We start from the raw sequence: 23,871 nt of genomic DNA, 5'->3' as shown, positions 1-23,871 counted from the left end.
TTTTGGAATTAACGTCGGTTTTCTGCCATCAAACTGTCACGCAAGCGCCGCAATATCCGGAGCCCTACGTGAACAGGGATGGCGGAATCGATGGCGAGCAGGCGCGAAGTGATCAGCTGGATGGGTGTCGGTGCCCTGGCACCGTTGCTCGGCGCCTGCTCGGCTTTGCCCCTGCCGCGTGGCGGGGCCGATCGGGCGCTGGACCTGTTGTATGTCGCCGACACCCTCGACGCCCGCCAACCGGGCCAGGCCGTTGTGCCGGCCACACGCCTGGGCCCGGTCAGCCACCTGGGCCGTGCACCCTGGATGAGCGGGCCGAATGCCAGCGCCGGGCAGCCGGCGCTGGCGCCGTTGCTCGATGCTGGCCTTGCCGGCCAGGCCCAGACTGGAGGCTATGCAGTATTGGCCGCGCTGCTCGAACAACTGCGGCGCGAGGCCGGCAGCGAACAATGCCTGACCCTGGAGAACGGCCAATGCTGGAACGGCAGCGGCCTGGCCTACCTCACCCAGGGCGAAAGTGGTGTGCAGGGCAGCCAACTGCTGGGCAGCGAGGTGCGGGTCAGCAGTGATGAGCGTGTGCTGTGGCCGCAGCGCAGTGCCGGGCTCTATCAGCAGTCCTCCTCGATTACCCTCGGCGCCGGGCTGGCCGATGCCCAGGGCAAGGCGCTGGGCGTCAAGGGGCTGCAGGTGTTCCAGCGTGGCGGTGTGCGCATCGCAGTGGTCGGCGTCACCGACCCCTACGCCCAGGACCAGAAAGCCTCCCTGAAACAGTGGTACCAATCCTTGCAACCGAGCTTCCAGCAAGCCCGGCGCGAGGCCGACCTGGTGGTGGCGCTGGCGGATGTCGGCACCGGCCCGGGCTTGTGGTTGGCCGAGCGCATACCCGAGGTGGATGTGCTGCTGTGTGCCCGTGGCCAGGACCTGTGGCCGGCGCCGGTGCTGGCCACCCAAGCCAGCGGCCGCCGGGTACCGGTGCTGTTCGCCGGTTGCCGGGCCAGTGGCGCGTTTCGCCTGCGCTGCCGCCAGGCAGGCGGCCAATGGCAGTTCGAGGCGCGGTTCTTCTCGGCCTTCGAGCACAGCCTCGCACCGCAGGCCCTGGCCCGTGCCAGCCAATTGCGCAGCGAACTGCAACGCCAGCGCAGCGGTCATGCCGCCTGGCTTGACCAGCCGCTGGCGCGTGCCCCTGAAGCATTGTGGCGCCGCGATACCCGTGGCGGCAGCTGGGACCGCCTGTTGCACCATGCCCTGGCCGATGATTCGAGCATGCCGGTGCTGCTGCCCGGCCTGCGCTACGACTACCCGCTGACAGCGGGCGAGTCGATCACCCGTGAGCACCTCATAAGCCTGACCGGTGGTTACGCCGCACCGGTGGTCGAGGCCCCGGCGCGCCAGGTCGAGCAGGTGCTGGAGAACGCCGCCGAGCAGCTGTTCGGCGACCCGTTGCTGCTGGACAACAGCCAGGACCTGCCACGCTGGCAAAGCCAGGACTGGCAGGTCAGCTACAGCCCCAACGGCAAGCGCATTATCGGCCTGCAACCCGTCGAGGGCCTCTGTCGCACCTTTGGCCTGCACTTCGATGCCCAGGCCGGCGCGCCCTTGTGGCAGACCCTCGAAGCCTGGCTGACCCGCCAGGCGCCGGGCTGGGCCCTGGCTCCCTTGCAACTGCCGGCCGTGCGCTACGTGCAGGGCCACCCTGGCTGGCACCCGCACCAGGTGGCCGCGTGATCTCGCGTCTTTTCAGCTTCGCGTTGCTGACCCTCGCCGGCTGGCTGGCGGCGCAGTGCGTGCTCCTGCTCAGCCGCCAGCCGCAACCGGCCAATGCGCCGGTGCCGGCGCCGGCACCGTTGCCAGGCTTGTTGGCCGAGCACTGGCAGACGCCTGTCGATGACGGGCGCATCCCGCTCACCCGCCTGCCCCTGGCCTACCTGGGCGGGCTCAAGGCCCAGCCGCTGTCGGCCAGCGTGGTGGTACTGCGCCATGGCCAACAAGTGCGCACCCTCGGCCGTGGCCAGCGCCTGGCACCGGGCATCGTGCTGCAGGACATCGACGCCGATGGCCTGATCTTCGACAACAACGGGCGGCGCGAGCGCCTGCCCTGGCCACCACGCCCCGCCGTGACCGGCTTCAAGCGCCAAGGATGAATGATGATCGCAAGGTACTGTCTGGCCGGGCTGCTGATGCTTGGCATGTCCCTGGCCCGGGCCGAAGAGGCGGAAGTCTTCGCCGACGACGGCACGCCGCTGTACGAGGTGAACTTCGTCGATACCGAGCTCGGTGAGTTCATCGACAGCGTGTCGCGCATCACCGGCACCACCTTCATCGTCGACCCCCGGGTGCAGGGCAAGGTCACCGTGCGCACGGTCGATCGCCACGACGCCGACGCCATCTACGACATCTTCCTTGCCCAGTTGCGCGCCCAGGGCTTCGCGGCCGTGGACCTGCCCAACGGCAGCGTGAAGATCGTGCCCGACCAGGCCGCGCGCCTGGAGCCGGTGCCGGTGGAAACCGCGGGCAAGAAGGCCGAAGGCAGCGACGGCGTGGCCACCCGCGTGTTCAATGTGCGCAACGCCGCCAGTGAGCAGATGCTCGGCATTCTCAAGCCGCTGATCGACCCACGGGTCGGGGTGATCACCCCGTATCCGGCGGCCAACCTGCTGGTGGTCACCGACTGGCGCAGTAACCTGGAGCGCATCGACAGCCTGCTGCGCCAGCTCGACCAGGTCAGCGACGAGCCGTTGCAGGTGATGCCGCTCAAGCATGCCAGCGCTGCCGACACCGCTGGCCTGGTGACCCGCCTGCTGGCCCGCGAGCAGGGCGCCGACAGCGCCCAGGTGGTTGCCGACCCGCGCAGCAATGCGCTGCTGGTGCGCGGCAGCGCCGACAGCCGGGAGCGGGTGCGGGCGCTGCTGGTGCAGCTCGACCGGCCCAGCGACAGTCTGCGCAGCAGCAACACCCAGGTCATCTATCTGCGCCACGCCAACGCCGCCGAGGTGGTCAAGGTGCTGCGCGGCCTGAGCCAGGCTGGCACGGTGCCGGCGGCGGAGGGCGAGGGCAAGGATACGCCGGTGCCGGCGGCCAGCGACTCGGGCATTCGCCTGGAGTACGAGGAGGGCACCAACGCCGTGGTGATGGTCGGCCCGGACAGCGAACTGGCCGCCTACCGCAGTATCGTCGAGAAGTTGGACATTCGCCGGGCGCAGGTGGTGGTCGAGGCGATCATCGCCGAGGTCTCCGACAGCAGCGCCCAGGAACTGGGCGTGCAGTGGCTGTTCGCCGACGAGAAGTTCGGCGCCGGCATCGTCAATTTCGGCGGCAACGGGGTGAACATCGCCAGCATCGCCGGGGCCGCCAGCAGCGGCGACAACGAGAAACTCGGCAAGCTGCTGTCGGCCACCACCGGCGCCACCGCCGGCATCGGCCATATCGGTGGTGGCTTCAACTTCGCCATGCTGGTCAACGCACTCAAGGGCAAGAGCGGTTTCAACCTGCTGTCCACGCCGACCCTGCTGACCCTGGACAATGCCGAGGCGTCGATCCTGGTGGGCCAGGAGGTGCCGTTCGTCACCGGCTCCGTCACCCAGAACAACGCCAACCCCTACCAGACCATCGAGCGCAAGGAAGTCGGGGTGAAGCTGCGCATCAAGCCGCAGATCAGCATCGACGACAGCGTGCGCCTGGACATCGTCCAGGAGGTGTCGTCGATCGCCGACTCCAGCGCCGCCAGTGACGTGATCACCAACAAGCGCGAGATCAAGACCAAGGTCATGGTCGAGGACAACGGTCTGGTGATCCTCGGCGGGCTGATCAGCGACGAAATGGCCACCAGCAACCAGCGCGTGCCGCTGCTCGGCGATATTCCCTACCTGGGCCGGCTGTTCCGCTCCGACGCCAGCAAGAACACCAAGCAGAACCTGATGGTGTTCATCCGTCCGCGCATCCTGCGCGATGGCGAGAGCCTGGCCGGACTGAGCCAGCAGAAGTACCAGAGCCTTCAGCAAAACACTCCGCTCAAGCTGCCGGCGCTGGCCGAGGGCCTGCCGTTGCTGCAAGTGTTCCCCGCCAGCCGGGCACGGCTGGAAGGCGGTGACTGGTGATACTGCCCTATCGCCTGGCGCGGCAGAGCGGGGTGGCCATGGCACCAGCTGAAAACGGCTGGCAGTTGTGGCTGCGCGGCGACGCCGACAGTGACCAATTGCAGGAACTGCTGCGCGTGCATGGCCAGCCGGTGGCCGTCGAGCAGCTCGACAGTGCGAGCTTCGACGAGCGTCTCGGCCAGCTTTACCAGGCTGGCGAGGCGGCGAACCAGGCCTTGATCGAAGGCATCGGCGAGCAGGTCGACCTGGACAGCCTGATGAGCGAGATGCCGCGCATCGAGGACCTGCTGGAAAGCGATGACGAAGCACCGGTGATCCGCCTGATCAACGGCCTGTTCGGCCAGGCCCTGCGTCTGCGCGCCTCTGACATCCATATCGAGACCTTCGAGCAGAGCCTGGTGGTGCGCCTGCGCATCGACGGCCACCTGCGCGAGGTGCTGCGCCCGCCACGGGCGTTGTCGGCGATGCTGGTGTCGCGGATCAAGGTCATGGCGCGGCTCGATATCGCCGAGAAGCGCCAGCCCCAGGATGGCCGCATCACTCTGCGCGCCGCCGGGCGCGAGGTGGATGTGCGGGTCTCGACCTTGCCCGGTATCCATGGCGAGCGGGTGGTGATGCGCGTGCTCGACAAGCAGGTCAGCCTGCTGGCGCTGGACAACCTGGGCATGCCTGCCACGGTGCTGCGTGGCTTGCGTGGTTGCCTGGCGCGGCCCAATGGCATCGTGCTGTCCACCGGCCCCACCGGTTCGGGCAAGACCACCACGCTGTACGCCAGCCTCAACAGCCTGAATGACGGCAGCCGCAATATCCTCACCGTCGAGGACCCGGTGGAATACGCCATCGCCGGCATCGGCCAGACCGCCATCAACCCGCGTGCCGGGCTGACCTTCGCCAGTGGCTTGCGCGCCATCCTGCGCCAGGACCCGGACGTGATCATGCTGGGCGAGATCCGCGACCAGGAGACCGCGCAGATCGCCGTGCAGGCCAGCCTTACCGGGCATCTGGTGCTGTCGACCCTGCACACCAACAGTGCCGTCGGTGCGGTGACCCGCCTGCGTGACATGGGCATCGAGCCGTTCCTGATTGCCTCGTGCCTGCGTGGCGTGCTGGCCCAGCGCCTGGTGCGGCGCTTGTGCACCTGCGCGGTGGCGCAGCCGCTGCAAAGCGCCGAGCGTGAACTGTGGCCGGAGCTGGGCAGCCTGCGCGAAAGCTATCACCCGGTCGGCTGCGAGCACTGCCAGGGCAGCGGCTATGTCGGCCGGCTGGGGCTGTACGAATTCATCGAGTTGGACGCCGGGCTGGTTGCCTTGCTCTACGACGGCGAGAGCGAACTGGCCATGCAGGCCTACCTGGATGGACGCCGGCAGAGCCTGGTGGCTGAGGCCCGCGATTGCCTGGCCCGGGGCGAGACCAGCCTGGCCGAAGTGCTGCGCGTGGTGCAGGGCTAGCCATGCCGACCTATCGCTACCAGGCCGTGGATCTTGCCGGCAAGGCGCACAAGGCCAGCGTGCAGGCCGACAGCGAGCGCCATGCGCGGCAATTGCTGCGCGAGCAGGGGCTGTTCACCCGGCACTTGCAACGCCATGACAGCGCACAGCCACGTCGTCAGCGCCTGACCCGCGCCCAACTGTGCGAGCTGACCCGCCAATTGGCGACCTTGGTTGGCGCTGGCATCCCCCTGGTCGATGCCCTTGCCACACTGGAGCGGCAACTGCGCCAACCGGCCTTGCACGCGGTGCTGGTGGCCTTGCGCGGCTCCCTCGCCGAGGGCCTGGGGCTGGCGCGTAGCCTGGCGCGACAGGGCGCGCCGTTCACCGGCTTGTATTGCGCGCTGGTCGAGGCCGGCGAGCGCTCCGGACGCCTTGGCCAGGTGCTGAGCCGTCTGGCCGACCACCTCGAACAAGTGCAGCGCCAGCGCCACAAGGCGCGCACCGCGCTGATCTACCCGGCGGTGCTGATGGGCGTGTCGCTGGCCGTGGTGGTCGGCCTGATGACCTTCGTGGTGCCCAAGCTCACCGAGCAGTTCGCCCACTCCGGGCAGAGCCTGCCGTTCATCACGTCGCTACTGATCGGCTTGAGCCAGGGGCTGGTGCAGGCCGGCCCCTATCTGCTGGCACTGGCGATCCTGGCCGCGCTGTTGGGCGGCTGGCTGCTGCGCAAGCCGCACTGGTGCCTGCGCCGCGACGATCTGCTGCTGCGCCTGCCGCGTATGGGTGTGCTGCTGCAAGTGCTGGAGAGCGCGCGCCTGGCACGCAGCCTGGCGATCCTCTGCGGCAGCGGCGTGGCCCTGCTCGAAGCCCTGCAGGTGGCCACCGAGACAGTCGGCAACCGGCGCATCCGCGCAGCCATGGAGCAGGTACGCCAGCAGGTGCAGGGCGGCACCAGCCTGCACCGGGCGCTGGATAACGCCGGGGAATTTCCGCCGCTGCTGGTAAACATGGTCGGCAGCGGCGAGGCCAGCGGCACCCTGGCCGACATGCTCGAGCGGGTGGCCGATGACCAGGAGCGCGGCTTCGCCCGCCAGGTGGACACTGCCATGGCGCTGTTCGAACCGCTGATGATCCTGGTAATGGGCGCCGTGGTGCTGTTCATCGTGCTGGCGGTGCTGCTGCCGATCATGCAGCTCAACCAGGGATTGCAACTGTGACAAGGAGAACTTCGATGCCGCAACGACGTAACCGCCAGCGGGGCTTCACGCTGATGGAAATCATGGTGGTGATCTTCATCATCGGCCTGCTGATCGCCGTGGTCGCGCCCAGCGTGCTGGGCAACCAGGACAAGGCCATGAAGCAGAAAGTCATGGCCGACCTCGCGACCCTGGAACAGGCGCTGGACATGTACCACCTGGACAACCTGCGCTTCCCCAGCACCGAACAGGGCCTGGCGGCGCTGGCGAAGAAGCCGACCCAGGAGCCGCTGCCGCGCAGTTGGCGCAGTGACGGTTATATCCGCCGCCTGCCGGAAGACCCGTGGGGCACCCCGTACCAGTACCGCATACCCGGCGAGCATGGCCGGGTCGATGTGTATTCGCTGGGCGCCGATGGCGTGCCGGGCGGCGAAGGGCTGGATGCCGACCTGGGCAACTGGGCGCTTTAAGTTGATCAAGCCTATGGCCCACCCCCTCCAGCGTGGTTTCAGCCTGCTCGAATTGCTGGTGGTGCTTGCCATTGCCGCCTTGATGACCAGCCTGGCCGTGGCCTGGCTCGACAGCGGCAGAAGCAGCATCGACCAGGCGCTCGATCGCCTGGCCGCCGCCACCGTGGCCCAGGCCGACCTGGCGCGCCATGCCGGGCAGTTGCGCGGTCTGCGCTGGAACGGTCAACGCCCCGAGTTCGTCCGTCGGCAAGGCGAGCACTGGCAGGTGGAAACCGTGGCGCTCGGCGATTGGCCCAAAGGCCTGCGCCCGGACTGGCCAGTCAGCCAGGCGCCAGCGCTGCTGTTTACCCCCGATGGCTGGTCGCGTCCGGGCACTGTGCGCTGGCGCTGGGCCGAGGGCGGTCAACGCTGGGACTGGGACCGCGGCGGGCAATTGCGCGTGAGCGCGATGCCATGAAGCGCCGGCAACGCGGCTTCACCCTGTTGGAGGTGAGCGTGGCCCTGGGCATCGCCGCCGTCCTGGCGGTGATCACCAGCCAGGTCCTGCGCCAGCGCCTGGCGGTGCAGGACACCGTGCAGCAGCATCGCCTGGGCCTGCTGTGCGCCCGTGAGCTGCAGGCACGCTTCGTGGTCGAGCAGTATTGGCCGGTGACCAACCAGGACAACGGTGTGCTGGTGGAGGGCGGGCAGGCCTGTCATTGGCAGTTGCAACTGCGCCGCACCGGTGTGCGCGACCTGCGCCGTGGCGAACTGCTATTGCATGCCGATCGTGACCAGCGCCTGCCGCTGGGGCAGTTCACTGTGTTCCTGGAGCGGCCATGAAACGGCGCCAGGCGGGCATGACCCTGATCGAACTGCTGGTGGCCCTGGCCCTCACGGCCTTGCTCGGGGTGATGCTGTCGGCGCTGGTCAACGGCTGGCTGAAGGTGCGCGAGCGGCTCGATGAACAGGTGAGCGAAACCGGCGTAGTGGATTTTTGCCTGGCCCTGGAGCGGCGTTTCGACAGCCCGGTGCTGCGCCGCCTGTACGAGCAGCGTTTGCCGTTGGCGGCGCGCTGGCTCGACTGGCAGCCCGATCGTCAGCAACTGCTGTGGGTGGCCGCCGCCGCCTGGCCGCAGGCCGAAGGGGGATCGCGCCTGCAGCGCCAGCGCCTGCGCTTCGAGCCGCGTGAACAACGGCTGCTGCTGGAAACCTCGGCCGACCTGTACGCCGCCGCGGCCCCGGTTTGGGTGCTACGCGAACGGCTGGAGCGGGTCAGCGCGATGAATGTTCTCTACCACCAGACCGGCCGTTGGCTGGCCTGGCCTTCCGATCAACCGGCGCACCCCGGTAGGGGCGTGCGCGTGGAGCTAGTGCGTGATGGAGCACCTTATACCTGTACCTTCGTTCTGCCCTGGGGGCGCGCATGAAGCTTGAATGGCGCCGGCGGGCGCCGGCACAACCCTGGTTGCTGCTGCGCCCCGGCGAGGTCTGGGAGTGGCTGCTGGTCACCCAAGGCTGCCCGTTGCGCCAAGGCCAGGGCGAGCCACCGGCCGGGCTCGGGGCGCGGGTTGCCCTGATTGTCCCTGGTGAACATTGCAGTCATTTCCTGCTGCCCGCGCCGCCTGGGCTGAAACGCGAGGAATGGCCTTTGCTGCTCGAGGACCGCTTGCTGCAAGGCGACGATGACGTGCTGTGTGCCTGTATCGGGCGCCACGCAGGGCAGTTGCGTCTGCTGGTGGTGGCACGGGGCAGGCTCAAGGAATGGCGGGGGCAGTGCGCCAGCTGGGGGCTGACCGTGGAACGTTGCTGGGCTGAGTTCCAGCTGCTGCCAGACTGTGCGGCAGAAGCGGCTTGGCACTGGCGACGAGGAGCGATGAGCCTGTACAAGGGCCAGGCCCACTGGCTGGCCTGGCCGCAGGGGCTTGGCACGCCGCCCGCGCTTGCCTGGCTGCCTGGCGAGGTCGAGTGCATCGACGGCGACTGGCCCGATGTGCTGGCCCCGCTCGATGGCTTGCCCGGCTTGTTCGAGGCCCGCCGGCCACGCCAAGTTCTGCGCCTGGCAAAGGGGCAGGCGCGCCTGGCATTTGCCTGCCTGGCGTTGATGTTGGCGTGGGGCGGGTTGTGGAGCGCGCAACATTGGCGCCAGGCCCAGCTCTATCGCGCCCAGGTGCAGGCCGTTACCGGCGTCCAGCCGACGCCTCGCCAGGCTGCGCGGGTGTTGACGCAACTGCAGGACGAGGCGCGTGAAAGCCAGGTGCGCCTGCGCCAGCTCGAGGCATTGCAGACGCAAGTCCATGGATGGTTGAACGATCATCCCGGCTGGCGTCTGCAAGTGGTGCGCTTCGATGGCCAGCGTTGGCACCTTGAGTTGGTCGGAGAGGGTGCAGTGGCACCCTGGCAGGAAATGGCCACGGCAGCCGGCGTGCAGGTCCAGGTAGAAGACGAGGCGCGCCGCGTGGTGTTCGACCTGGGGAGCGCCGCATGAGCCGTGAATGGGTGCGACAGCATCGGCTATCGCTGGCCTGGGCCGTCGTCGCGCTGTTGCTGGGGTTGCTGGCGCTGCGCGAGGGCGTGGCCTTCTGGCAGGAACAGCGGCAATGGCAGGCATTGGCCGAATCGCTGGCGGCACAGCCACGCCAGCCTGCGCTGACCCTTGAGGCGCTGCACCAATCGGCCCAGGCCCGGCATATCGAATTGGCCGAGGTGCAGTCCGAGGACGAGGGCTGGCTGTTGCGCGGCAAGGTAGTCGATGCGCAAACCCTGCAGGGCTGGTTGCAGACCCTGCGCGATGACGGCGCGCAGCCGTTGCAATGGGGGCTGGAGCGAGATACTGAGGGGCTGCGTTTCACTGTGCGGCTTCGACCATGAGGCGGCTGGCGTACCTTTGGCTGGGCCTGGTGTTCTGCCTGACCCTGATGGCCGAACTGCCGGCGCGTTGGTTGGTGGCGGGGTTCGGGTTACCGGCGGAGGGGGTGGACGGCAGCCTGTGGCAAGGGCAGTTTGCCCGGCTGGGACCGGTGGGGCCCGTGCAATGGACATGGCGTCCATGGCAGCGCGACCTGCAGGTGCGCCTGGGCTTCCAGGGGCAGGGCTGGCAAGGCCGCCTGAGCGGTTGGCCGTGGCGTTGGCAGGCCGACCTCCAGGCTCTGGGCGCACAGCCAAGCGTCGGCGGCGACTATCGCCTGGCCGGGCAATGGCAGGGCAGTATCAAGCTGCAAGGTTCGGGGCAGGGTTGCCGGGCGGCCGCAGGCAGCATCACCGTGGCCGACCTGGCTTTGAACACGCCCTGGTCGCTGGTGCTGGGACAGGGCTCGCTGGCGATGGACTGCCGTCAGGGCTGGCGGTTGAGCGCAGGCCTGGTTCGCCAGGGCCAGCACCAGATGAGCCTGGAGGCCGACCTCGCGGCCCGGCAAGCGCAGGTCGATTTCGTGTTGCAGGCCGATGCCGGTTTGACGCCCGTGCTGCGCGGCGTGCAATGGCTGGGGCCCGAGGACACGGTCGGGCAGCGCCGGCTCAGGTGGTAGCCCACATGCCGGTCAGAGGGCGAGGGACCATTGCGCGACCCAGAAGCCTTGCTCCAGTGATTTGCGCGGGCGATCGCTGGCGTGCAGTGCGCGTTGGTAGTCCAGGCGCAACGTGCTGTGCGGCAGGTTCAGTTCGACCCCTGCCGAGGCTCCGACCAGGCGCTGCGACGGGCTGGTGCGCGCATAGCGGGCCCAGCCCAGGTCCACGCCGAAGGACGGGCGTAACGGTACCGGCAGGGGTAGCGGCTGGCTGAGGGTGTTGCGCCATGCCCCGGCGCTGGCGCCCGCGACATTGTGCTTGCGGAATCCGCGCACCGCTGAATGATCGCTCAGTTGCATCTGTTCGACGGCGGGCAGCACATGGGTGCTGTATTGCAGGGCCAGTTCGCTCTGCCAGCGCCAGGGCCATTGAGCCGGGCCCTGGCGCAGGTGCAGCAGGTTGGCGCGGTACTTGGTGAAGTCCGGACGTGGCGCCTGCTTGTGGGCGAACGGTCGGTCGGCGCCGAACCAGCGTACCCCTTGGCTTACGCCCAGGTAAGCGTTCCACAGTCCACCTTCGAGCCACAGCAGGTTCAGGCCAGCTTCGAGGGTGGCCAGGGTCGGGCTCTGCAGCGCCAGTACGGCGGGGCCGAAGCGGTTGAGCAATTGCTTGCGGTCCAGCCGGGCGCTGGCGCTGAGCATGCCTTGCTGGTTGCGCCACAGCACGCGCTCGGCGCCGACGCCGTAGAACTCGCTGCGGCCACTGCTGGCGTAGCGGGTGTTTGGGATCGGCGCTCGGTAGCGCATCTGGCTGGCATTCAGGGTGAAGGTCCAGCGGCCATGGGGAATGCTGTAGTACAGGCTGACGCCTTCGCTTTGGCCAGGCGCGTCGAACACCACCGAACTCAGCGACAGGCGCAGGTCGTCGTTCAGGCCCAGCGGGCTGTCCAGGCCAAGCCCCAGGTTGAGGCGGTGGCGGCCGGTCAGTTCCCCGCCGCGGTTGTCGAGCAGGGCGTCCAGGTGGGCGCGTGAAGCGACGCGCCGCGGTTCGAGCACGACGCGGGTGCCGCCTTGCATCTCGCCCGGCAGCAAGGCCATTTGCAGGTCATAGGCACGCAGCCGGTTGAGTTGGTCCAGGCCTTGCTCGAGATCCGGCAGGTGCAGGGGAAGGCCGAGCGTGCCCGGAAATGCGCCTTGCAGCGACAGGGGCAGGTCGGCGCCAGCCAGTTCGATCGATTCGATGAAGCCTTCGACGATGACGATGTCCAGCGGGGCGCCGTGCTCAGGGGCGCGGGCCACATAGGGGCGGCTGGTGGGATATCCGGCTTGCACGTAGTGCCGGGTCAGTTGTTTGAGTAGCTGGTCAATTTCGGCGACACCCATGCAAGTGGACGACAGCGCACGCACGATCGGCTGCAGTTGCCGGGTATCGAGCATGCGGTTGCCGGCCAGGCGTACCCCGCTGATCGCCCAGCAGTGCTGGTCGGGGTCGAGCATTGCAGTATCGCTGTCTTCAGTGGCGTTGGCGGGTTGCCTGCGCTGCCAGCGTTCGAGCCGCTGCTGCTGCTCCAGTTGCCGCACGGCTTGTTGCTGATCCCGCAACTGCTGGCTGGCCGGGTCGACCGTGGCGATGGCGTTGGCCGATAGCGTCATGATGAGGCAAGCCAGCAGGACTGTGGCGATGTGGCGTATGCCTGCGCTTGATGGGCGGAAAGTATGGGAGGAAAAGATCGGTGCGTTCATGGGGTTCGGTCCGATGCCCCTGTGGGAACGGGTGTGCCCGCTCCCGCAGAATCCGTGTGGGAGGCGCAGCGACCCACAGGCCGCTGCCTGGCAAGCGTCAGCGCTGGCGGCTCTCCTTTATCTGCGAGACATACTCGCTAGTGCGGTCGTGACCGGTGTTGCTGTACGCCTTGTGTTCGTCAGCCTTGTCGGTGCTGCCGGTGAACAGGTTCGAGAGGTACGAATAGGCGGTACTGGCAAGGCCAGCCGTGGACAAATCGACGTTGACCTTCACATCCTTGGCGTAGTCCCGACCGCTCAGGTTGTCGCGGGAGACCGCGCCGCCACCGAGTTCGACCTGGCCATCGGCCGCCTGCAGCGTGGCGCCGACCAGGCGGGTGTCGCCAGCTACCTGCAGATCGATGCCTTGCGTGCCGGACAGGAGCGTCTGCTGGCTGACGGTGTCGTTGTTGCGCTTGGCATAGTCCATCTTGACCGACGGGGTAAATTTCGCGGTGACTTTGTTCCACAGCGCCCCGGCGATTTCCGTGATGTTGCCGCCCTCGAAAACGCTCGCCAGCGAGGCCGGGGCTTCAGTCTCGGATGCTGCCGGTTGCTTCTGGGCGAGACTGGCGTCGACCTCTAGCTTTAGGCTGTCGACCTGGTCCTGACGGCTGGCCACCCGCAGGTTGCCGTCGATCTTGCCTTCGATTGCCTGCGCCTCAAGCTGTGCGCCTTCGATGCGGGTATCGCCCTGGCTGCGCAAGTCGATCAGGTCGGCGCGCAGCTTGCTGTCATGCCAGGTGGTGTTGTCGCGTTTATCCAGGCCGACCTTGACCTGGGCGTTGATGCCCCCAATGTCCATGGCATCGACCTTCAGGCCGCCACCAATGGTAACGTCGAGGTTGTCGTGGCGCTCGGTGTTGCTGGCTGCCTCGACCAGCAGGCCGCCATTGCGGGCGTCCAGGCCTATCCGTTTGGCGTTGGCTTGCAGCCCTTGTACCTGCAGCGCGGTATCGTCATGGGCGAAGCTGGTAATCTGCACCGACCCCTTGCTGTCGAACTGCGCACCAATGGCTGTTCTGGCCTGCTCATCGACCCAGCCGAAGGTGCCTTTGCCACCCAAGCCACCACCGGTAGTGCTGCCGTCGACATTCAGCTTGCCGCCCCAGGTCTTGCCCAGGCTCTGGCGGGTATCGCTGGCGGCTGTCACGCTCAGCCTGCCTTCGCTGTGCAGGGTAATGTCGCCGGTGCCCGCACGGCTGCCGATGCGCGTGCCTTCAAGGCGCATATCACCGCCACTGGTCAGTTCCACGGCACCTTTGCCATCAATCTGTGCGACCCGTGCCTGGCTGTGCTGCGTGTCCAGGCTGTGGCGCTTGAGATTACCGTCCAGGCCGCCGTTGGGGCCGAGCAGGCCGGTGCCGGCCTTGACCGCCAATCCGGCGTCCAGCGTGGTGGTGTGTTCAGTGTTGTGATCATGGGCTGCTGCGAGTGTCAGGTCGCCGCCACTGCGCAGGCTGACCGCGCCGTTGCCGCCGTCGAAGCGGGCACCCTCATAGTGACCACTACGTTCGAGTTCTACCTGGACCCCCTGGCTGCCCTGCAAGCTGCCGACTCGAGCTGTGGCTGCCTGCTTTAGCTGGTTCAACGTGTTGCCATGACCTTCAAGTCTTGCGTTGACATCCGTTCCTGTGGTCGTGCTCACACGCAGGCTGCCGCCACCCGTGGTGTCGCGTATTTCGCTGCTGCTCTGATCCCGGGCAGCCAGCATCTGGTGTTCTCCAGCCTCGATGCGCAGACTCCCAGCCCTGGCTTTGTAGGCGCTACCTTCATCCATGAGCTGATCGGCCCGCATGGAGATGTTGCCACCGTCGAAGTTCGTGACCTGCGCGGTGCTGTTGGTGTCCTTGTGCACGCGCGAGGTGTGCTGGAGCGAGAGTTGAGCGCCAGCGTTTGGTGAGGCCGCTTCGTCTTCGGCTTTCTTGCCAGTGAACAAGCGCTTGACGTGATCGCTGAGGTACTTGTAGTCGATGCCTACGCTCAGGCCGCCGTCCCAGTTGGTGAGTGTGGTTTCACGGACCTTGGTGTCGGCTGCCGCACGGTTGTCGATGCGCTCGGCGTCCACTTTCAAGGTGCGTCCCGCATTCAGCTGAGCAGCGGTGGTGGTGAGTTGCGCGGTGTCGATGTGCAGATCGCCGCTTGCTGACAGATGGCTTCGTCGAGTCGTGGCTTCGCGTTCGAGCACGGCAGCCGGGCCATGATAGCCGTCGATGCCAAGGCCTACGCGGTCGGAACCGCCGGTGACGCTCAGCGCGGCACCTGTACGGGTATCGAGGGTATGCCTGGCCTGGGTGTCGTAGGCTGCCGCCAGTTCGACTTCGCTGGCGGTCAGCATGAGGTCTTTCCTTGCCTGCACGTTCGAAGCACTGAGTGTCAGTTTCCGATCACTGCGCAGCGAGACGGAATCCGCGCTGATGCTGCTGGCGATCTGGCGTGTCGCGGTGGTCTGCTCGTCGCTGTGAAGTTTTTCGTAGCCGATCTTGGCCGTGTACTGCTCCGAGTCAGGGGCGTTCTTGCCGGCGCTGGCCACGAATTCACGCTTGCCTGTGGTGCGCTGGGCATGGTCGTTTTCCACGGCGCTTTCGATCCGCAGATCGCCCTTGGCGTCGAGTTCGACCTGCTTGCGCGCCTCGAGGCGGGCGCCGGAAATCTGCATGTCGCCCTCGGCGCTGGCGATGAGGGTACCGCCCTTGAGGGTGCTGGCCCTGACTTGCTCGGTGTGTGTCTGGCTGTCGGTATCGGTACGGTCCAGGTAGCGACTGTAGGTGGATTGCTCGGCGATATCGAGCGTGTCCACGCCAGCGCCGATCGTCATCTGGCCACTGCTGCGCAATTGCAGGGCGTTGTCCGCTTCCAGATGCGCGGCCGTCAGGTGCAGGTCGCTGCCGGCCGTCAGGTTCAGGCTGTCCTCGGCCACCAGGCGGCTACCCAGTTGCTGGCGACTGGTTTGCGTGGTCTTGCCGTCATGGCTTTCGGTGGGGATGAACAGCCATTGCTTCGCCCAGTTGACCGGATCGTCCGTCACCTTTTCGCGGGTGGCGGTGTCCAGGGTCAGTTTTTTACCGGCGTGTACCTCGATCTGCCTGGCCTTGCCATGAGCATGGGTAAGTTGCAGGTCGCCATCGGCCTTCAGGTCCAGCTTGCCGGTCTTGCTTACGAGGCTGGCCTGGCGTTTGTCATTGCCCTGTACCTTAAGGTCGCCCGCGGAATGGATGATCAAATCGCGATCCGCGCGCAGCTCCTTGTCGCCGACCTGCACGCCGGCGCCTTCGGCGGTGCTGACGATGCGGATGCGCCCGGCCTGCATGGCGCCAAGCAGGTTGGCATCGATGGAGGTGGCGGCGGGGAGGTGTTCGAGCACCTCGCGACTGCTGGCGTCGACAAGGTTGTGGCCGATGGTCATGTTCAGCTGCCCTTTGGCGAACAGGTGCCCAGTGGTGTCGATACGCGGCGCGATGAGGTCCAGGGCGCCTGCGCCGTTGCTCTGGCCGCGGCCCAACACATTCAGCGTGCCGCTGGCGTCACGGCTGTCGAGGTGTCTGATCTGCCCGTCGTGAATGTCCGCCTTGCCGACCAGGAAGCCGGCGCGGGTGGTATTGATGAAGCTGCCGCCGTTGAGGGTGATGCCGTTGGGGTTGGCGAGCAGGTAATCGGCTTTCTGGCCGAAGATCTCCTGAGCCCCTTCGATCCGCGAGGCGTTCTGGCCGACTACCTCGTTGAGGATGGTCGAGGCGGCGTGGCCCTGGAATTGCGAGTTGGCGCCCAACTGGCCGGCCAGCTGCGACTGCCCGGCCTGCAGGGCATTGTTCAGCACCAGGCCTGGCTTGCCGACGTTGTAGTCGAGGAACTGGTTGTGTGACAGGCCGCTGGTATTGGGCGCGACGATGTCGATGACCGGGACGCCATGGCTGTTGTCGATGATCGGGGTGCCGCCAGGGCCCGGTGTCGGTGTCAGGGCGCCTTGCGCCTGAACCTGGGTGCTGCCCAGCAGGGCAAGGAAGACAGCCCAGCGCAGGGGGTCGGGTCTGGTCTTGGAGACAGGATTTTGCATGAAAACCTCGCAAGTGATGTACGAAATCGTGAAATCAGCTGCGGGAATTCTAAGAATGTCAGTGATGGCATTTATGTGGCTCAACGCCACTATGTCGCGGGGAATGAGGCGATTCTAACTGTAGGAAAAGTGAGCGGTGGTGTAGCGAAAGGGGGCGGGCACTAAAAAAGAAAGGCCTGTCACGCGTGAGCAGGACAGGCCTTTGGTGCCACCGGTGAGCGCTCAGGGGCGGATTTCGATCAGCGTGCCGTCCTTGACCATGCTCCATACTTCGCGCATGTCGTCATTGCGCATGGCGATGCAGCCCTCGGTCCAGTCGAGGGTATGGAAATACCACTCGGGGTACTCCTCGTTGATCGGCGTGCCGTGGATCATGATCATGCTGCCAGCGGCAACACCTTCGCTGCGCGCCTTGGCGGCATCGGTGATATTCGGGTAGGAGATGTGCATGGCCAGGTTGTAGCGGTCGCTGACCTTGCGCCAGTCGAGCCAGTACAGGCCTTCCGGGGTTTTCTTGTCGCCTTCGCGGGCCTTGGCCCCCTTGGGTTGCTTGCCCAGGGAGATGCGGTAGGTCTTGAGCGGCTCGCCACGGCTGATCAGTTGCAGGCGGCGCTCGGACTTGATCACCAGCACCTTGTCGATCAGCCGCTCTTGCTGGGTGCCAGTGGTGGCGGGTTGGACCGGCGACGGCGCGGCCGACGGCGTCTTGCGGATGATAGTCTCGGTGAAGGCGGCTTGCGACACCGAGGCGACACTGAGGCAGAAGAGGGCAAGCAGCCAGCGCATGAAACCATATCCCTGAAAACTTAGGTGGTGGACGACGTGACGTTCATCGGCGGCAGGTATTCATGGCCAATCGGATAGTGCTGCCTGACGCGGTCGCGATAATAGCATTCTAGTGTGCGTGTGACGGTGCGGAAAGCCAGCTCGCGCCAGGGGATCTCGTGCTCTTCGAACAAGCGTACTTCAAGGCTCTCGATGCCCACTGCAAAGTCCAGGTCGGCCAGTTCGGCGCGGAAAAACACGTGCACCTGGTTGATGTGCGGCAGGTCGAACAACTGGTACAGGCAGGTTTCGCCGACCCGCGCGCACGCTTCCTCGACGGTTTCGCGACGCGCGGCGGCATCGAGGGTCTCGCCGTTTTCCATGAAGCCGGCGGGCAGCGTCCAGAACCCTCGGCGCGGTTCTATCGCCCGGCGGCACAGCAGTACCTGGGAGCCCCAGGTAGGCAAGACCCCTGCGACGATATTGGGGTTCTGGTAGTGGATCGTCTGGCAATGATCGCAGACATACCGCAGGCGGCTGTCGCCTTCGGGGATCCGCTGGGTGACCGGTTGGCCGCACGCGCTGCAGAATTTCATGCTTTCATTCATTCCAGTGGGGTCGGACTATCTTGGCGCGCCCGGCCCGCTTATCGCAAGCGGCCTGCGGGCGGGGCTTGGGTGCCTTGCGGCTTTGGTGCATCATGCAGGGCAGGCCTTGGACACGAGAGTGCGTAATGCTGGACGAGCTTCTTCGCCGAATGAGCAAACATACCCCCGCATCACCGGAGACGGACCGCCGTTTCCCCGAAGCGGCGGTGTTGCTGCCCATTACCCGCAGCGAGGAGCCGGAGCTGGTGCTGACCCTGCGCGCCAAGGGCTTGTCCACCCATGGTGGTGAAGTCGCCTTCCCGGGCGGGCGGCGCGACCCTGAGGACCCAGACCTGGTGTTCACGGCCCTGCGCGAAGCCGAGGAGGAAATCGGCCTGCCGCCGGGGCTGGTCGAGGTCATCGGCCCGCTCAGCCCGCTGATCTCGCTGCACGGCCTGAAGGTGACGCCGTTCGTCGGTTTGATCCCGGACTATGTCGAGTACCGCGCCAACGACGCGGAAATTGCCGCCGTGTTCAGTGTGCCGCTGGCGTTTTTCCGCCAGGACCCCCGCGAGCACACCCACCGCATCGACTACCAGGGCCGCAGCTGGTACGTGCCCAGCTACCGCTACGGCGACTACAAGATCTGGGGGCTCTCGGCGATCATGATCGTCGAACTGGTCAACCTGCTGTTCGACGCGGGCATCAGCTTGCACCAGCCCCCCGAGCGTTTCATCGAGAACTGAGCGGGGCACACCCCGCCACTGGCGTTCAACCGTGAGGAGCGACACATGAAATACCGCCTGGGCGACCTGCGCGTCGAAGCCCATCCCGAGAGCTGGGCCGCGCCCACTGCCACGCTGATCGGCAAGGTGCGCCTGCAGGCCCGGGCCAGCGTGTGGTTCGGCGCGGTGCTGCGCGGCGACAACGAGTTGATCGACATCGGCGAGGACAGCAACGTCCAGGACGGCACGGTGATGCACACCGACATGGGCTCGCCGCTGACCCTCGGTCGCGGCGTAACCATCGGCCACAACGCCATGTTGCATGGCTGCTCGGTCGGCGACTACAGCCTGGTCGGCATCAATGCGGTGATCCTCAACGGGGCGCGTATCGGCAAGCACTGCATCATCGGCGCCAACGCCCTGATCCCCGAGGGCAAGGAGATTCCCGACGGCTCGCTGGTGATGGGGTCGCCGGGCAAGGTGGTGCGCGAGTTGACCGAGCAGCAGAAACGCATGCTCGAGGCCAGCGCCGCCCATTATGTGCACAATGCCCAGCGCTATGCCCGTGACCTGGTGAGCGACGATGAGTGACGAGCGGCCCGTGGCCTCGCCCTGTGTCAATGTCTGCGCGCTGGACGAGCAGGATATCTGCACCGGGTGCCAGCGTACGGTGAGCGAGATCACTCGTTGGGGGCGCATGGACAATGCCGAGCGGCGCGTGGTGTTGCAGCGCTGCCATGAGCGGGCGCTGGCGGCCGGGTTGATCATCGGTCTGTAGCACCTGTCGGACAGCCGTGGGAGCGGGCTTGCCCCGCGAAGGGGGCGACGCTAATCTGTCCGGCTTGCCCAATCCGAACACCCATCATGTTCTATCTCATCGCCTATATCAGCAGCGTGGTGCTGATCAACTTTGCCTTCTCCAGTGCGCCGCATCTGGACGTGATCTGGTCCGCCTGGGGCGGGTTGGTGTTCATCCTGCGCGACATGGTGCAGACCCGCTACGGCCATGGCGCGTTGCTGGCCATGCTGGTGGCGCTGGTGCTGTCCTATATCACCTCCGAGCCTGCCATCGCCCTGGCCAGCGCGACCGCGTTCTTCGTCTCCGAACTGATCGACTGGCTGGTGTTCAGCGTTACCCGGCGCCCCCTGCGCGACCGCCTGTGGCTGAGCTCGGCGCTGAGCATCCCGGTGGACACCTTCATCTTCTTCGGCATGATCGGTGCCTTGACGCCTGCAGTGATCGGCACGGCGATGGCCTCGAAGTTCGCCGGGGTCACCGCGGTGTGGTTGATCATGGCCTGGCGGGCACGGCGCGCGGTGGCCACATCCTGATGTAGAATACCGGTCCATTTTTCAGCGGGCGGCAGCCAGCGTGGCGCGGCCCCGGACGCCTTCGAGGACCTGAAATGACCCGTATCGGAACCCCACTGTCGCCCACCGCGACCCGTGTATTGCTGTGCGGCTGCGGCGAGCTGGGCAAGGAAGTGGTGATCGAGCTGCAGCGCCTGGGCGTCGAAGTGATCGCCGTGGACCGCTACGCCAATGCGCCGGCGATGCAGGTCGCGCACCGCAGCCATGTGATCAACATGCTCGATGGCGTGGCCCTGCGCGCAGTGATCGAGGCGGAAAAACCGCATTACATCGTCCCCGAGATCGAAGCCATTGCCACCGCCACGCTGGTCGAGCTCGAGAGCGAAGGCTTCAACGTCGTCCCCACCGCCCGCGCCACCCAGCTGACCATGAACCGCGAAGGCATTCGTCGCCTGGCTGCCGAAGAGCTGGACCTGCCGACCTCGCCGTACCATTTCGCCGACACCTTCGAGGATTACAGCAAGGCGGTGGCCGACCTGGGCTACCCGTGCGTGGTCAAGCCGGTGATGAGCTCGTCCGGCAAGGGCCAGAGCCTGCTGCGTAGCGCCGATGACCTGCAGAAAGCCTGGGACTATGCCCAGGAAGGCGGCCGTGCCGGCAAGGGGCGGGTGATCATCGAAGGCTTCATCGACTTCGAATACGAGATCACCCTGCTCACTGTGCGCCATGTCGGTGGCACGACCTTCCTCGCGCCGGTCGGCCACCGACAGGAAAAAGGCGACTATCAGGAGTCCTGGCAGCCCCAGGCCATGAGCCCGAAGGCATTGGCCGAGTCGCAGCGCGTGGCCCAGGCGGTCACCGACGCGCTGGGCGGCCGTGGCCTGTTCGGTGTGGAACTGTTCGTCAAGGGCGACCAGGTGTGGTTCAGCGAAGTGTCGCCACGCCCGCACGACACGGGCCTTGTGACCCTGATTTCCCAGGACCTGTCGCAGTTCGCCCTGCACGCGCGGGCCATCCTCGGCCTGCCCATCCCGGTGGTGCGCCAGGTCGGCCCGTCGGCGTCGGCGGTGATCCTGCCTGAAGGTCAGTCGCAGCAGACCAGCTTCGCCAACCTGGGCGCGGCGCTGAGCGAGCCGGATACCGCCATCCGCCTGTTCGGCAAGCCAGAGATCAATGGTACTCGGCGCATGGGCGTGTGCCTGGCGCGTGACGAATCGGTCGAGGCGGCGCGGGCCAAGGCGACCCGGGCTTCGCAGGCGGTCAAGGTCGAGTTCTGATCTGAAACGATCGCGGGGCGAGCGCGCTACCACGCCAGTATCAGTCTGGCGTGGTAGCGGGCTTGCCCCGCGATTGATTCAAAGCTCGGTATTGCGCGTCTCTTTCAGGCACAGCACGGCAATCAGACTGATCAGCGCCGCCGCCGACACATAGCCTCCCACCCAGCTCAATCCCCCCATGCTCACCAGTTTCTGGGCAAAGAACGGTGCCGCCGAGGCGCCGACGATGCCGCCCAGGTTGTAGGCCGCCGAAGCGCCGGTGTAGCGCACATGGGTCGGGAACAGCTCCGGCAGCAGCGCGCCCATCGGGGCAAAGGTCACACCCATCAGGAACAGTTCGATGGCCAGGAACAGCGCCACGCCTGCGGTCGAGCCCGAGGTCAGCAGCGGTTCCATGGCAAAGCCCGAGGCAATGGCCAGCAGCGCGCCGGCGATCAGCACCGGCTTGCGCCCATGACGGTCGCTCAACCAGGCCGACAGGGGCGTGGCCAGGGCCATGAACACCACGGCGAAGCACAGCAGGCCGAGGAAGGTTTCACGGCTGTAGCCCAGTGTGGACACGCCATAGCTCAACGAGAACACCGTGGAGATGTAGAACAGCGCGTAGCACACCACCATCGCCGCAGCCCCCAGCAGGGTCGGCAGCCAGTACTGGGAAAACAGCTCGAGCACAGGCATCTTGACCCGCTCCTGGCGGGCCACGGCCTTGGCGAACACCGGGCTTTCCTCGAGTTTCAGGCGCACATAGAGACCGACCAGCACCAATGCGGCGCTGAGCAGGAACGGAATGCGCCAGCCCCATTCGCGGAACTGCTCGTCGCTGAGCACCAGGGCCAGGGTAAGGAACAGGCCGTTGGCGGCGAGGAAGCCGATCGACGGGCCCAACTGCGGGAACATGCCGAACCACGCGCGTTTGCCCTCAGGGGCGTTTTCAGTGGCCAGCAATGCCGCGCCGCCCCATTCGCCGCCCAGCCCCAGGCCTTGGCCGAAGCGCAGCACACAGAGCATGATCGGTGCCCATACGCCGATGCTGTCATACCCGGGCAGCACGCCGATCAGGGTAGTCGAGACGCCCATCAGCAGCAGCGAGGCGACCAGCGTCGACTTGCGCCCGATGCGGTCGCCGAAGTGGCCGAACAGCGCCGATCCCAGTGGCCGGGCGAGGAAGGCGATACCGAAGGTAAGGAAGGCCGCCAGCATTTGCGCGGTGCCGGAACCGGACGGGAAGAACACCGGCCCGATCACCAGCGCGGCGGCGGTGGCGTAGACGTAGAAATCGTAGAACTCGATGGCGGTGCCGATGAAGCTGGCGGTGGCCACCCGGGCAGGCGAGTTGACCGGGGCCGCCGAGGCAGGTTCGGCGTAGGTGGTGCTGGTAGTCATGCGAAGGTCCCTGACAGTCATGCTCCATGGGGCACGGCCCATGTGGCGGGCACACGGGAGCCGGAGCGTATTGTTGTTGGTCGCCGACTGACGATAGCCCAGGGGATAGGCGGTGAGCGGTGGCTGATCGGGGTGCTGAGCAGGACCGCGGGGCGTGTCAGTGGGGCGGACTGGCCGTCGGACGCCGGGTGCGGGTAGCGGGCGGGACGGCAGGGCTGGGTAAGCGTGACCCGAGTATAGCTATCGGGCCAGTGTCCAGACCAGTACCTTGCTCGCGCAATTGTCCTCGGTTTCGAGGATTTCCAGCCGATATCTGCCAATTTTCAGGCAGACAGCGCTTTCTGGAATGCTTTCAAGTGCTTCGGTGACCAGACCGTTCAGGGTTTTCGGCCCGCCGTCGCAGGGCAGGTGCCAGCCCAGGGTACGGTTGATCTCGCGCAGCGAAGCCGTCCCTTCGATGACGAAGCGGCCATCAGGCTGAGGGTGGACATGCGGGTTGTCCAGGTTCTGCTCGTCCTCGAACTCGCCAACGATCTCTTCGAGAATGTCTTCCAAAGTGACGATACCCAGTACTTCGCCATACTCGTCCACCACCACGCCCATGCGCCGCTGCTGCTTGTGGAAGTTCAGCAACTGCATCTGCAGCGGTGTGCTCTCGGGCACGAAGTAGGGCTCGTAGCAGGCGGCCTGGAGCTTCTCCTGGGTGAGCTCTGCCCGCGGCAGCAGGTGGCTGATCAGCTTGGTGTTGAGGACGGCTTCTACCTGGTTGATGTCGTTGTGATAGACCGGCAGGCGCGTGTGGCGGCTGATGATCAGTTGCTCGATGATCTGCTCGATGGGATCGTCGAGGTTGATGCCGTCTACTTCGTTGCGCGGTACCAGGATGTCGTTGACGGTGATCTTGTCCAGCGCCTGCAGGCCCTCCAGCAGGCCGTGCTGGCTGGTCTCGGCAGGTTCGTCTTCGTCGAATGCTTCGCCCTGCTGCGGGTGCAGTGCCACCGCAGTGGGTTGCACGCGGAACGGGCGCAGGATCACTTTGGCGCAGCCGTCGAGCAGGCAGCCCAGCGGCTGCAGCAACGTCAGCGGCAATTTCAGCAGGTTGCCGCCCAGGTCCAGGAAGGCTTGCGGGTTGCGGCGTGCCAGGCGGCGCGGCAGATAGTCGGCGAGCACCAGGAGGGTGAAACTGGCGCCAAGGCCGGCCAGCCAGAAGCCGTGTTCACCGCTGTAGCGCTGGCCAATCAGGCAGGCCAGGCCCAGTACCAGCAACTTGCCGAGGCTGGCGCCGAGCACCAGGCCCTGGGCGGGCAGGGTG

At 66.4% G+C, this 23,871-nt stretch carries 23 protein-coding genes; 17 read left to right on the top strand and 6 right to left on the bottom strand.

The annotated features are described in order from the left end of the window. The first annotated feature begins 78 nt into the window (after nucleotides 1–78). The 12 genes from AC3WL2_RS15140 to AC3WL2_RS15085 are packed head-to-tail and all read left to right on the top strand — an operon-like array spanning nucleotide 79 to nucleotide 10,696. Nucleotides 79–1,725, top strand: coding sequence for a bifunctional UDP-sugar hydrolase/5'-nucleotidase (locus tag AC3WL2_RS15140; protein ID WP_102682926.1), 1,647 nt, complete (start codon nucleotides 79–81; stop codon nucleotides 1,723–1,725). Beyond that, nucleotides 1,722–2,141, top strand: a complete 420-nt coding sequence (locus AC3WL2_RS15135; protein ID WP_102682925.1) for a pilus assembly protein PilZ — start codon at nucleotides 1,722–1,724, stop codon at nucleotides 2,139–2,141. The genes AC3WL2_RS15140 and AC3WL2_RS15135 overlap by 4 nt, the downstream gene beginning before the upstream one ends. Before the next feature lie 3 nt (nucleotides 2,142–2,144). Then, entirely contained in the window at nucleotides 2,145–4,094 is a 1,950-nt protein-coding gene (gene gspD, locus AC3WL2_RS15130; RefSeq protein ID WP_102682972.1) for a type II secretion system secretin GspD, read from the top strand. Next, nucleotides 4,094–5,542 (top strand): GspE/PulE family protein, encoded by a 1,449-nt coding sequence (locus tag AC3WL2_RS15125; protein WP_102682973.1) that lies wholly within the window; start codon nucleotides 4,094–4,096, stop codon nucleotides 5,540–5,542. The genes gspD and AC3WL2_RS15125 overlap by 1 nt, the downstream gene beginning before the upstream one ends. 2 nt (nucleotides 5,543–5,544) lie before the next feature. Further along, nucleotides 5,545–6,741, top strand: a complete 1,197-nt coding sequence (gene gspF / locus AC3WL2_RS15120) for a type II secretion system inner membrane protein GspF (protein WP_102682924.1) — start codon at nucleotides 5,545–5,547, stop codon at nucleotides 6,739–6,741. A gap of 14 nt (nucleotides 6,742–6,755) precedes the next feature. Then, nucleotides 6,756–7,190 (top strand): type II secretion system major pseudopilin GspG, encoded by a 435-nt coding sequence (gspG, locus tag AC3WL2_RS15115; protein WP_102682923.1) that lies wholly within the window; start codon nucleotides 6,756–6,758, stop codon nucleotides 7,188–7,190. 13 nt (nucleotides 7,191–7,203) lie between these two features. Continuing rightward, entirely contained in the window at nucleotides 7,204–7,647 is a 444-nt protein-coding gene (gene gspH, locus AC3WL2_RS15110) for a type II secretion system minor pseudopilin GspH (protein WP_102682971.1), read from the top strand. Continuing rightward, entirely contained in the window at nucleotides 7,644–8,012 is a 369-nt protein-coding gene (locus AC3WL2_RS15105) for a type II secretion system protein (protein ID WP_102682922.1), read from the top strand. The genes gspH and AC3WL2_RS15105 overlap by 4 nt, the downstream gene beginning before the upstream one ends. Then, the gene (locus AC3WL2_RS15100; RefSeq protein WP_102682921.1) at nucleotides 8,009–8,599 is read left to right on the top strand and encodes a prepilin-type N-terminal cleavage/methylation domain-containing protein; all 591 of its coding nucleotides are present in this window, start codon (nucleotides 8,009–8,011) and stop codon (nucleotides 8,597–8,599) included. Before AC3WL2_RS15105 ends, AC3WL2_RS15100 begins: the two co-directional genes overlap by 4 nt. Continuing rightward, nucleotides 8,596–9,657 (top strand): GspL/Epsl periplasmic domain-containing protein, encoded by a 1,062-nt coding sequence (locus AC3WL2_RS15095; protein ID WP_102682920.1) that lies wholly within the window; start codon nucleotides 8,596–8,598, stop codon nucleotides 9,655–9,657. Before AC3WL2_RS15100 ends, AC3WL2_RS15095 begins: the two co-directional genes overlap by 4 nt. Further along, nucleotides 9,654–10,040, top strand: coding sequence for a type II secretion system protein GspM (gspM, locus tag AC3WL2_RS15090; protein ID WP_102682919.1), 387 nt, complete (start codon nucleotides 9,654–9,656; stop codon nucleotides 10,038–10,040). The genes AC3WL2_RS15095 and gspM overlap by 4 nt, the downstream gene beginning before the upstream one ends. Then, entirely contained in the window at nucleotides 10,037–10,696 is a 660-nt protein-coding gene (locus AC3WL2_RS15085) for a general secretion pathway protein GspN (RefSeq protein WP_102682918.1), read from the top strand. Before gspM ends, AC3WL2_RS15085 begins: the two co-directional genes overlap by 4 nt. A gap of 12 nt (nucleotides 10,697–10,708) precedes the next feature. Here the strand turns inward: AC3WL2_RS15085 and AC3WL2_RS15080 are convergent, their stop codons facing one another. From AC3WL2_RS15080 to AC3WL2_RS15065, 4 genes are all read right to left on the bottom strand, one after another. Then, a complete protein-coding gene (locus AC3WL2_RS15080) occupies nucleotides 10,709–12,328 on the bottom strand; it encodes a ShlB/FhaC/HecB family hemolysin secretion/activation protein (RefSeq protein WP_102682917.1) in 1,620 nt (539 codons plus the stop codon). A gap of 187 nt (nucleotides 12,329–12,515) precedes the next feature. Next, nucleotides 12,516–16,511, bottom strand: a complete 3,996-nt coding sequence (locus tag AC3WL2_RS15075) for a hemagglutinin repeat-containing protein (protein ID WP_102682916.1) — start codon at nucleotides 16,509–16,511, stop codon at nucleotides 12,516–12,518. 222 nt (nucleotides 16,512–16,733) lie between these two features. Further along, nucleotides 16,734–17,297 carry a L,D-transpeptidase family protein gene (locus AC3WL2_RS15070; RefSeq protein WP_102682915.1) on the bottom strand — a complete coding sequence of 188 codons (564 nt, stop codon included), beginning with the start codon at nucleotides 17,295–17,297 and terminating at the stop codon, nucleotides 16,734–16,736. 20 nt (nucleotides 17,298–17,317) lie between these two features. Then, entirely contained in the window at nucleotides 17,318–17,872 is a 555-nt protein-coding gene (locus AC3WL2_RS15065) for an NUDIX hydrolase (protein ID WP_102682914.1), read from the bottom strand. Nucleotides 17,873–18,009: 137 nt separating this feature from the next. Here AC3WL2_RS15065 and AC3WL2_RS15060 point away from each other — a divergent pair, with 137 nt between their 5' ends. The 5 genes from AC3WL2_RS15060 (at nucleotide 18,010) to purT (ending at nucleotide 21,176) form a co-directional block, all read left to right on the top strand. Beyond that, the gene (locus AC3WL2_RS15060) at nucleotides 18,010–18,609 is read left to right on the top strand and encodes a CoA pyrophosphatase (protein ID WP_102682913.1); all 600 of its coding nucleotides are present in this window, start codon (nucleotides 18,010–18,012) and stop codon (nucleotides 18,607–18,609) included. A 45-nt stretch (nucleotides 18,610–18,654) separates the two neighbouring features. Further along, complete coding sequence (locus tag AC3WL2_RS15055) at nucleotides 18,655–19,179, top strand: gamma carbonic anhydrase family protein (RefSeq protein ID WP_102682912.1); 525 nt, start codon at nucleotides 18,655–18,657, stop codon at nucleotides 19,177–19,179. Beyond that, nucleotides 19,172–19,366: a DUF1289 domain-containing protein gene (locus AC3WL2_RS15050; RefSeq protein WP_102682911.1), complete on the top strand. Its 195-nt coding sequence runs from the start codon at nucleotides 19,172–19,174 to the stop codon at nucleotides 19,364–19,366. The genes AC3WL2_RS15055 and AC3WL2_RS15050 overlap by 8 nt, the downstream gene beginning before the upstream one ends. 86 nt (nucleotides 19,367–19,452) lie before the next feature. Next, nucleotides 19,453–19,920 (top strand): 7-cyano-7-deazaguanine/7-aminomethyl-7-deazaguanine transporter, encoded by a 468-nt coding sequence (locus AC3WL2_RS15045; RefSeq protein ID WP_023629807.1) that lies wholly within the window; start codon nucleotides 19,453–19,455, stop codon nucleotides 19,918–19,920. A 74-nt stretch (nucleotides 19,921–19,994) separates the two neighbouring features. Continuing rightward, nucleotides 19,995–21,176 carry a formate-dependent phosphoribosylglycinamide formyltransferase gene (gene purT, locus AC3WL2_RS15040; RefSeq protein ID WP_102682910.1) on the top strand — a complete coding sequence of 394 codons (1,182 nt, stop codon included), beginning with the start codon at nucleotides 19,995–19,997 and terminating at the stop codon, nucleotides 21,174–21,176. Nucleotides 21,177–21,254: 78 nt separating this feature from the next. Here the strand turns inward: purT and AC3WL2_RS15035 are convergent, their stop codons facing one another. Both AC3WL2_RS15035 and AC3WL2_RS15030 read right to left on the bottom strand, forming a co-directional pair. Continuing rightward, nucleotides 21,255–22,559: an MFS transporter gene (locus tag AC3WL2_RS15035; RefSeq protein ID WP_102682909.1), complete on the bottom strand. Its 1,305-nt coding sequence runs from the start codon at nucleotides 22,557–22,559 to the stop codon at nucleotides 21,255–21,257. 240 nt (nucleotides 22,560–22,799) lie between these two features. Beyond that, nucleotides 22,800–23,871: transporter associated domain-containing protein (locus tag AC3WL2_RS15030; RefSeq protein WP_102703521.1), on the bottom strand; the 1,072-nt coding region annotated here is incomplete at its 5' end.

The organism is Pseudomonas sp. FW305-96 (assembly GCF_058783825.1).
The sequence above is the reverse complement of the archived record's forward strand: the minus strand, read 5'-3'. Positions and strand labels throughout refer to the sequence as shown.

Excerpts from the sequence above, each read along its gene's own strand:
- AC3WL2_RS15055 (WP_102682912.1), top strand. The coding sequence starts at position 18,655 with ATGAAATACCGCCTGGGCGACCTGCGCGTCGAAGCCCATCCCGAGAGC.
- AC3WL2_RS15050 (WP_102682911.1), top strand. The coding sequence starts at position 19,172 with ATGAGTGACGAGCGGCCCGTGGCCTCGCCCTGTGTCAATGTCTGCGCG.
- gspF (WP_102682924.1), top strand. The coding sequence starts at position 5,545 with ATGCCGACCTATCGCTACCAGGCCGTGGATCTTGCCGGCAAGGCGCAC.
- AC3WL2_RS15100 (WP_102682921.1), top strand. The coding sequence starts at position 8,009 with ATGAAACGGCGCCAGGCGGGCATGACCCTGATCGAACTGCTGGTGGCC.
- AC3WL2_RS15070 (WP_102682915.1), bottom strand. The coding sequence starts at position 17,297 with ATGCGCTGGCTGCTTGCCCTCTTCTGCCTCAGTGTCGCCTCGGTGTCG.
- AC3WL2_RS15045 (WP_023629807.1), top strand. The coding sequence starts at position 19,453 with ATGTTCTATCTCATCGCCTATATCAGCAGCGTGGTGCTGATCAACTTT.
- gspD (WP_102682972.1), top strand. The coding sequence starts at position 2,145 with ATGATCGCAAGGTACTGTCTGGCCGGGCTGCTGATGCTTGGCATGTCC.
- AC3WL2_RS15060 (WP_102682913.1), top strand. The coding sequence starts at position 18,010 with ATGCTGGACGAGCTTCTTCGCCGAATGAGCAAACATACCCCCGCATCA.
- AC3WL2_RS15075 (WP_102682916.1), bottom strand. The coding sequence starts at position 16,511 with ATGCAAAATCCTGTCTCCAAGACCAGACCCGACCCCCTGCGCTGGGCT.
- AC3WL2_RS15095 (WP_102682920.1), top strand. The coding sequence starts at position 8,596 with ATGAAGCTTGAATGGCGCCGGCGGGCGCCGGCACAACCCTGGTTGCTG.
- AC3WL2_RS15085 (WP_102682918.1), top strand. The coding sequence starts at position 10,037 with ATGAGGCGGCTGGCGTACCTTTGGCTGGGCCTGGTGTTCTGCCTGACC.
- gspG (WP_102682923.1), top strand. The coding sequence starts at position 6,756 with ATGCCGCAACGACGTAACCGCCAGCGGGGCTTCACGCTGATGGAAATC.
- AC3WL2_RS15035 (WP_102682909.1), bottom strand. The coding sequence starts at position 22,559 with ATGACTACCAGCACCACCTACGCCGAACCTGCCTCGGCGGCCCCGGTC.
- purT (WP_102682910.1), top strand. The coding sequence starts at position 19,995 with ATGACCCGTATCGGAACCCCACTGTCGCCCACCGCGACCCGTGTATTG.
- AC3WL2_RS15065 (WP_102682914.1), bottom strand. The coding sequence starts at position 17,872 with ATGAAATTCTGCAGCGCGTGCGGCCAACCGGTCACCCAGCGGATCCCC.
- gspM (WP_102682919.1), top strand. The coding sequence starts at position 9,654 with ATGAGCCGTGAATGGGTGCGACAGCATCGGCTATCGCTGGCCTGGGCC.
- AC3WL2_RS15080 (WP_102682917.1), bottom strand. The coding sequence starts at position 12,328 with ATGACGCTATCGGCCAACGCCATCGCCACGGTCGACCCGGCCAGCCAG.
- gspH (WP_102682971.1), top strand. The coding sequence starts at position 7,204 with ATGGCCCACCCCCTCCAGCGTGGTTTCAGCCTGCTCGAATTGCTGGTG.
- AC3WL2_RS15140 (WP_102682926.1), top strand. The coding sequence starts at position 79 with ATGGCGGAATCGATGGCGAGCAGGCGCGAAGTGATCAGCTGGATGGGT.
- AC3WL2_RS15105 (WP_102682922.1), top strand. The coding sequence starts at position 7,644 with ATGAAGCGCCGGCAACGCGGCTTCACCCTGTTGGAGGTGAGCGTGGCC.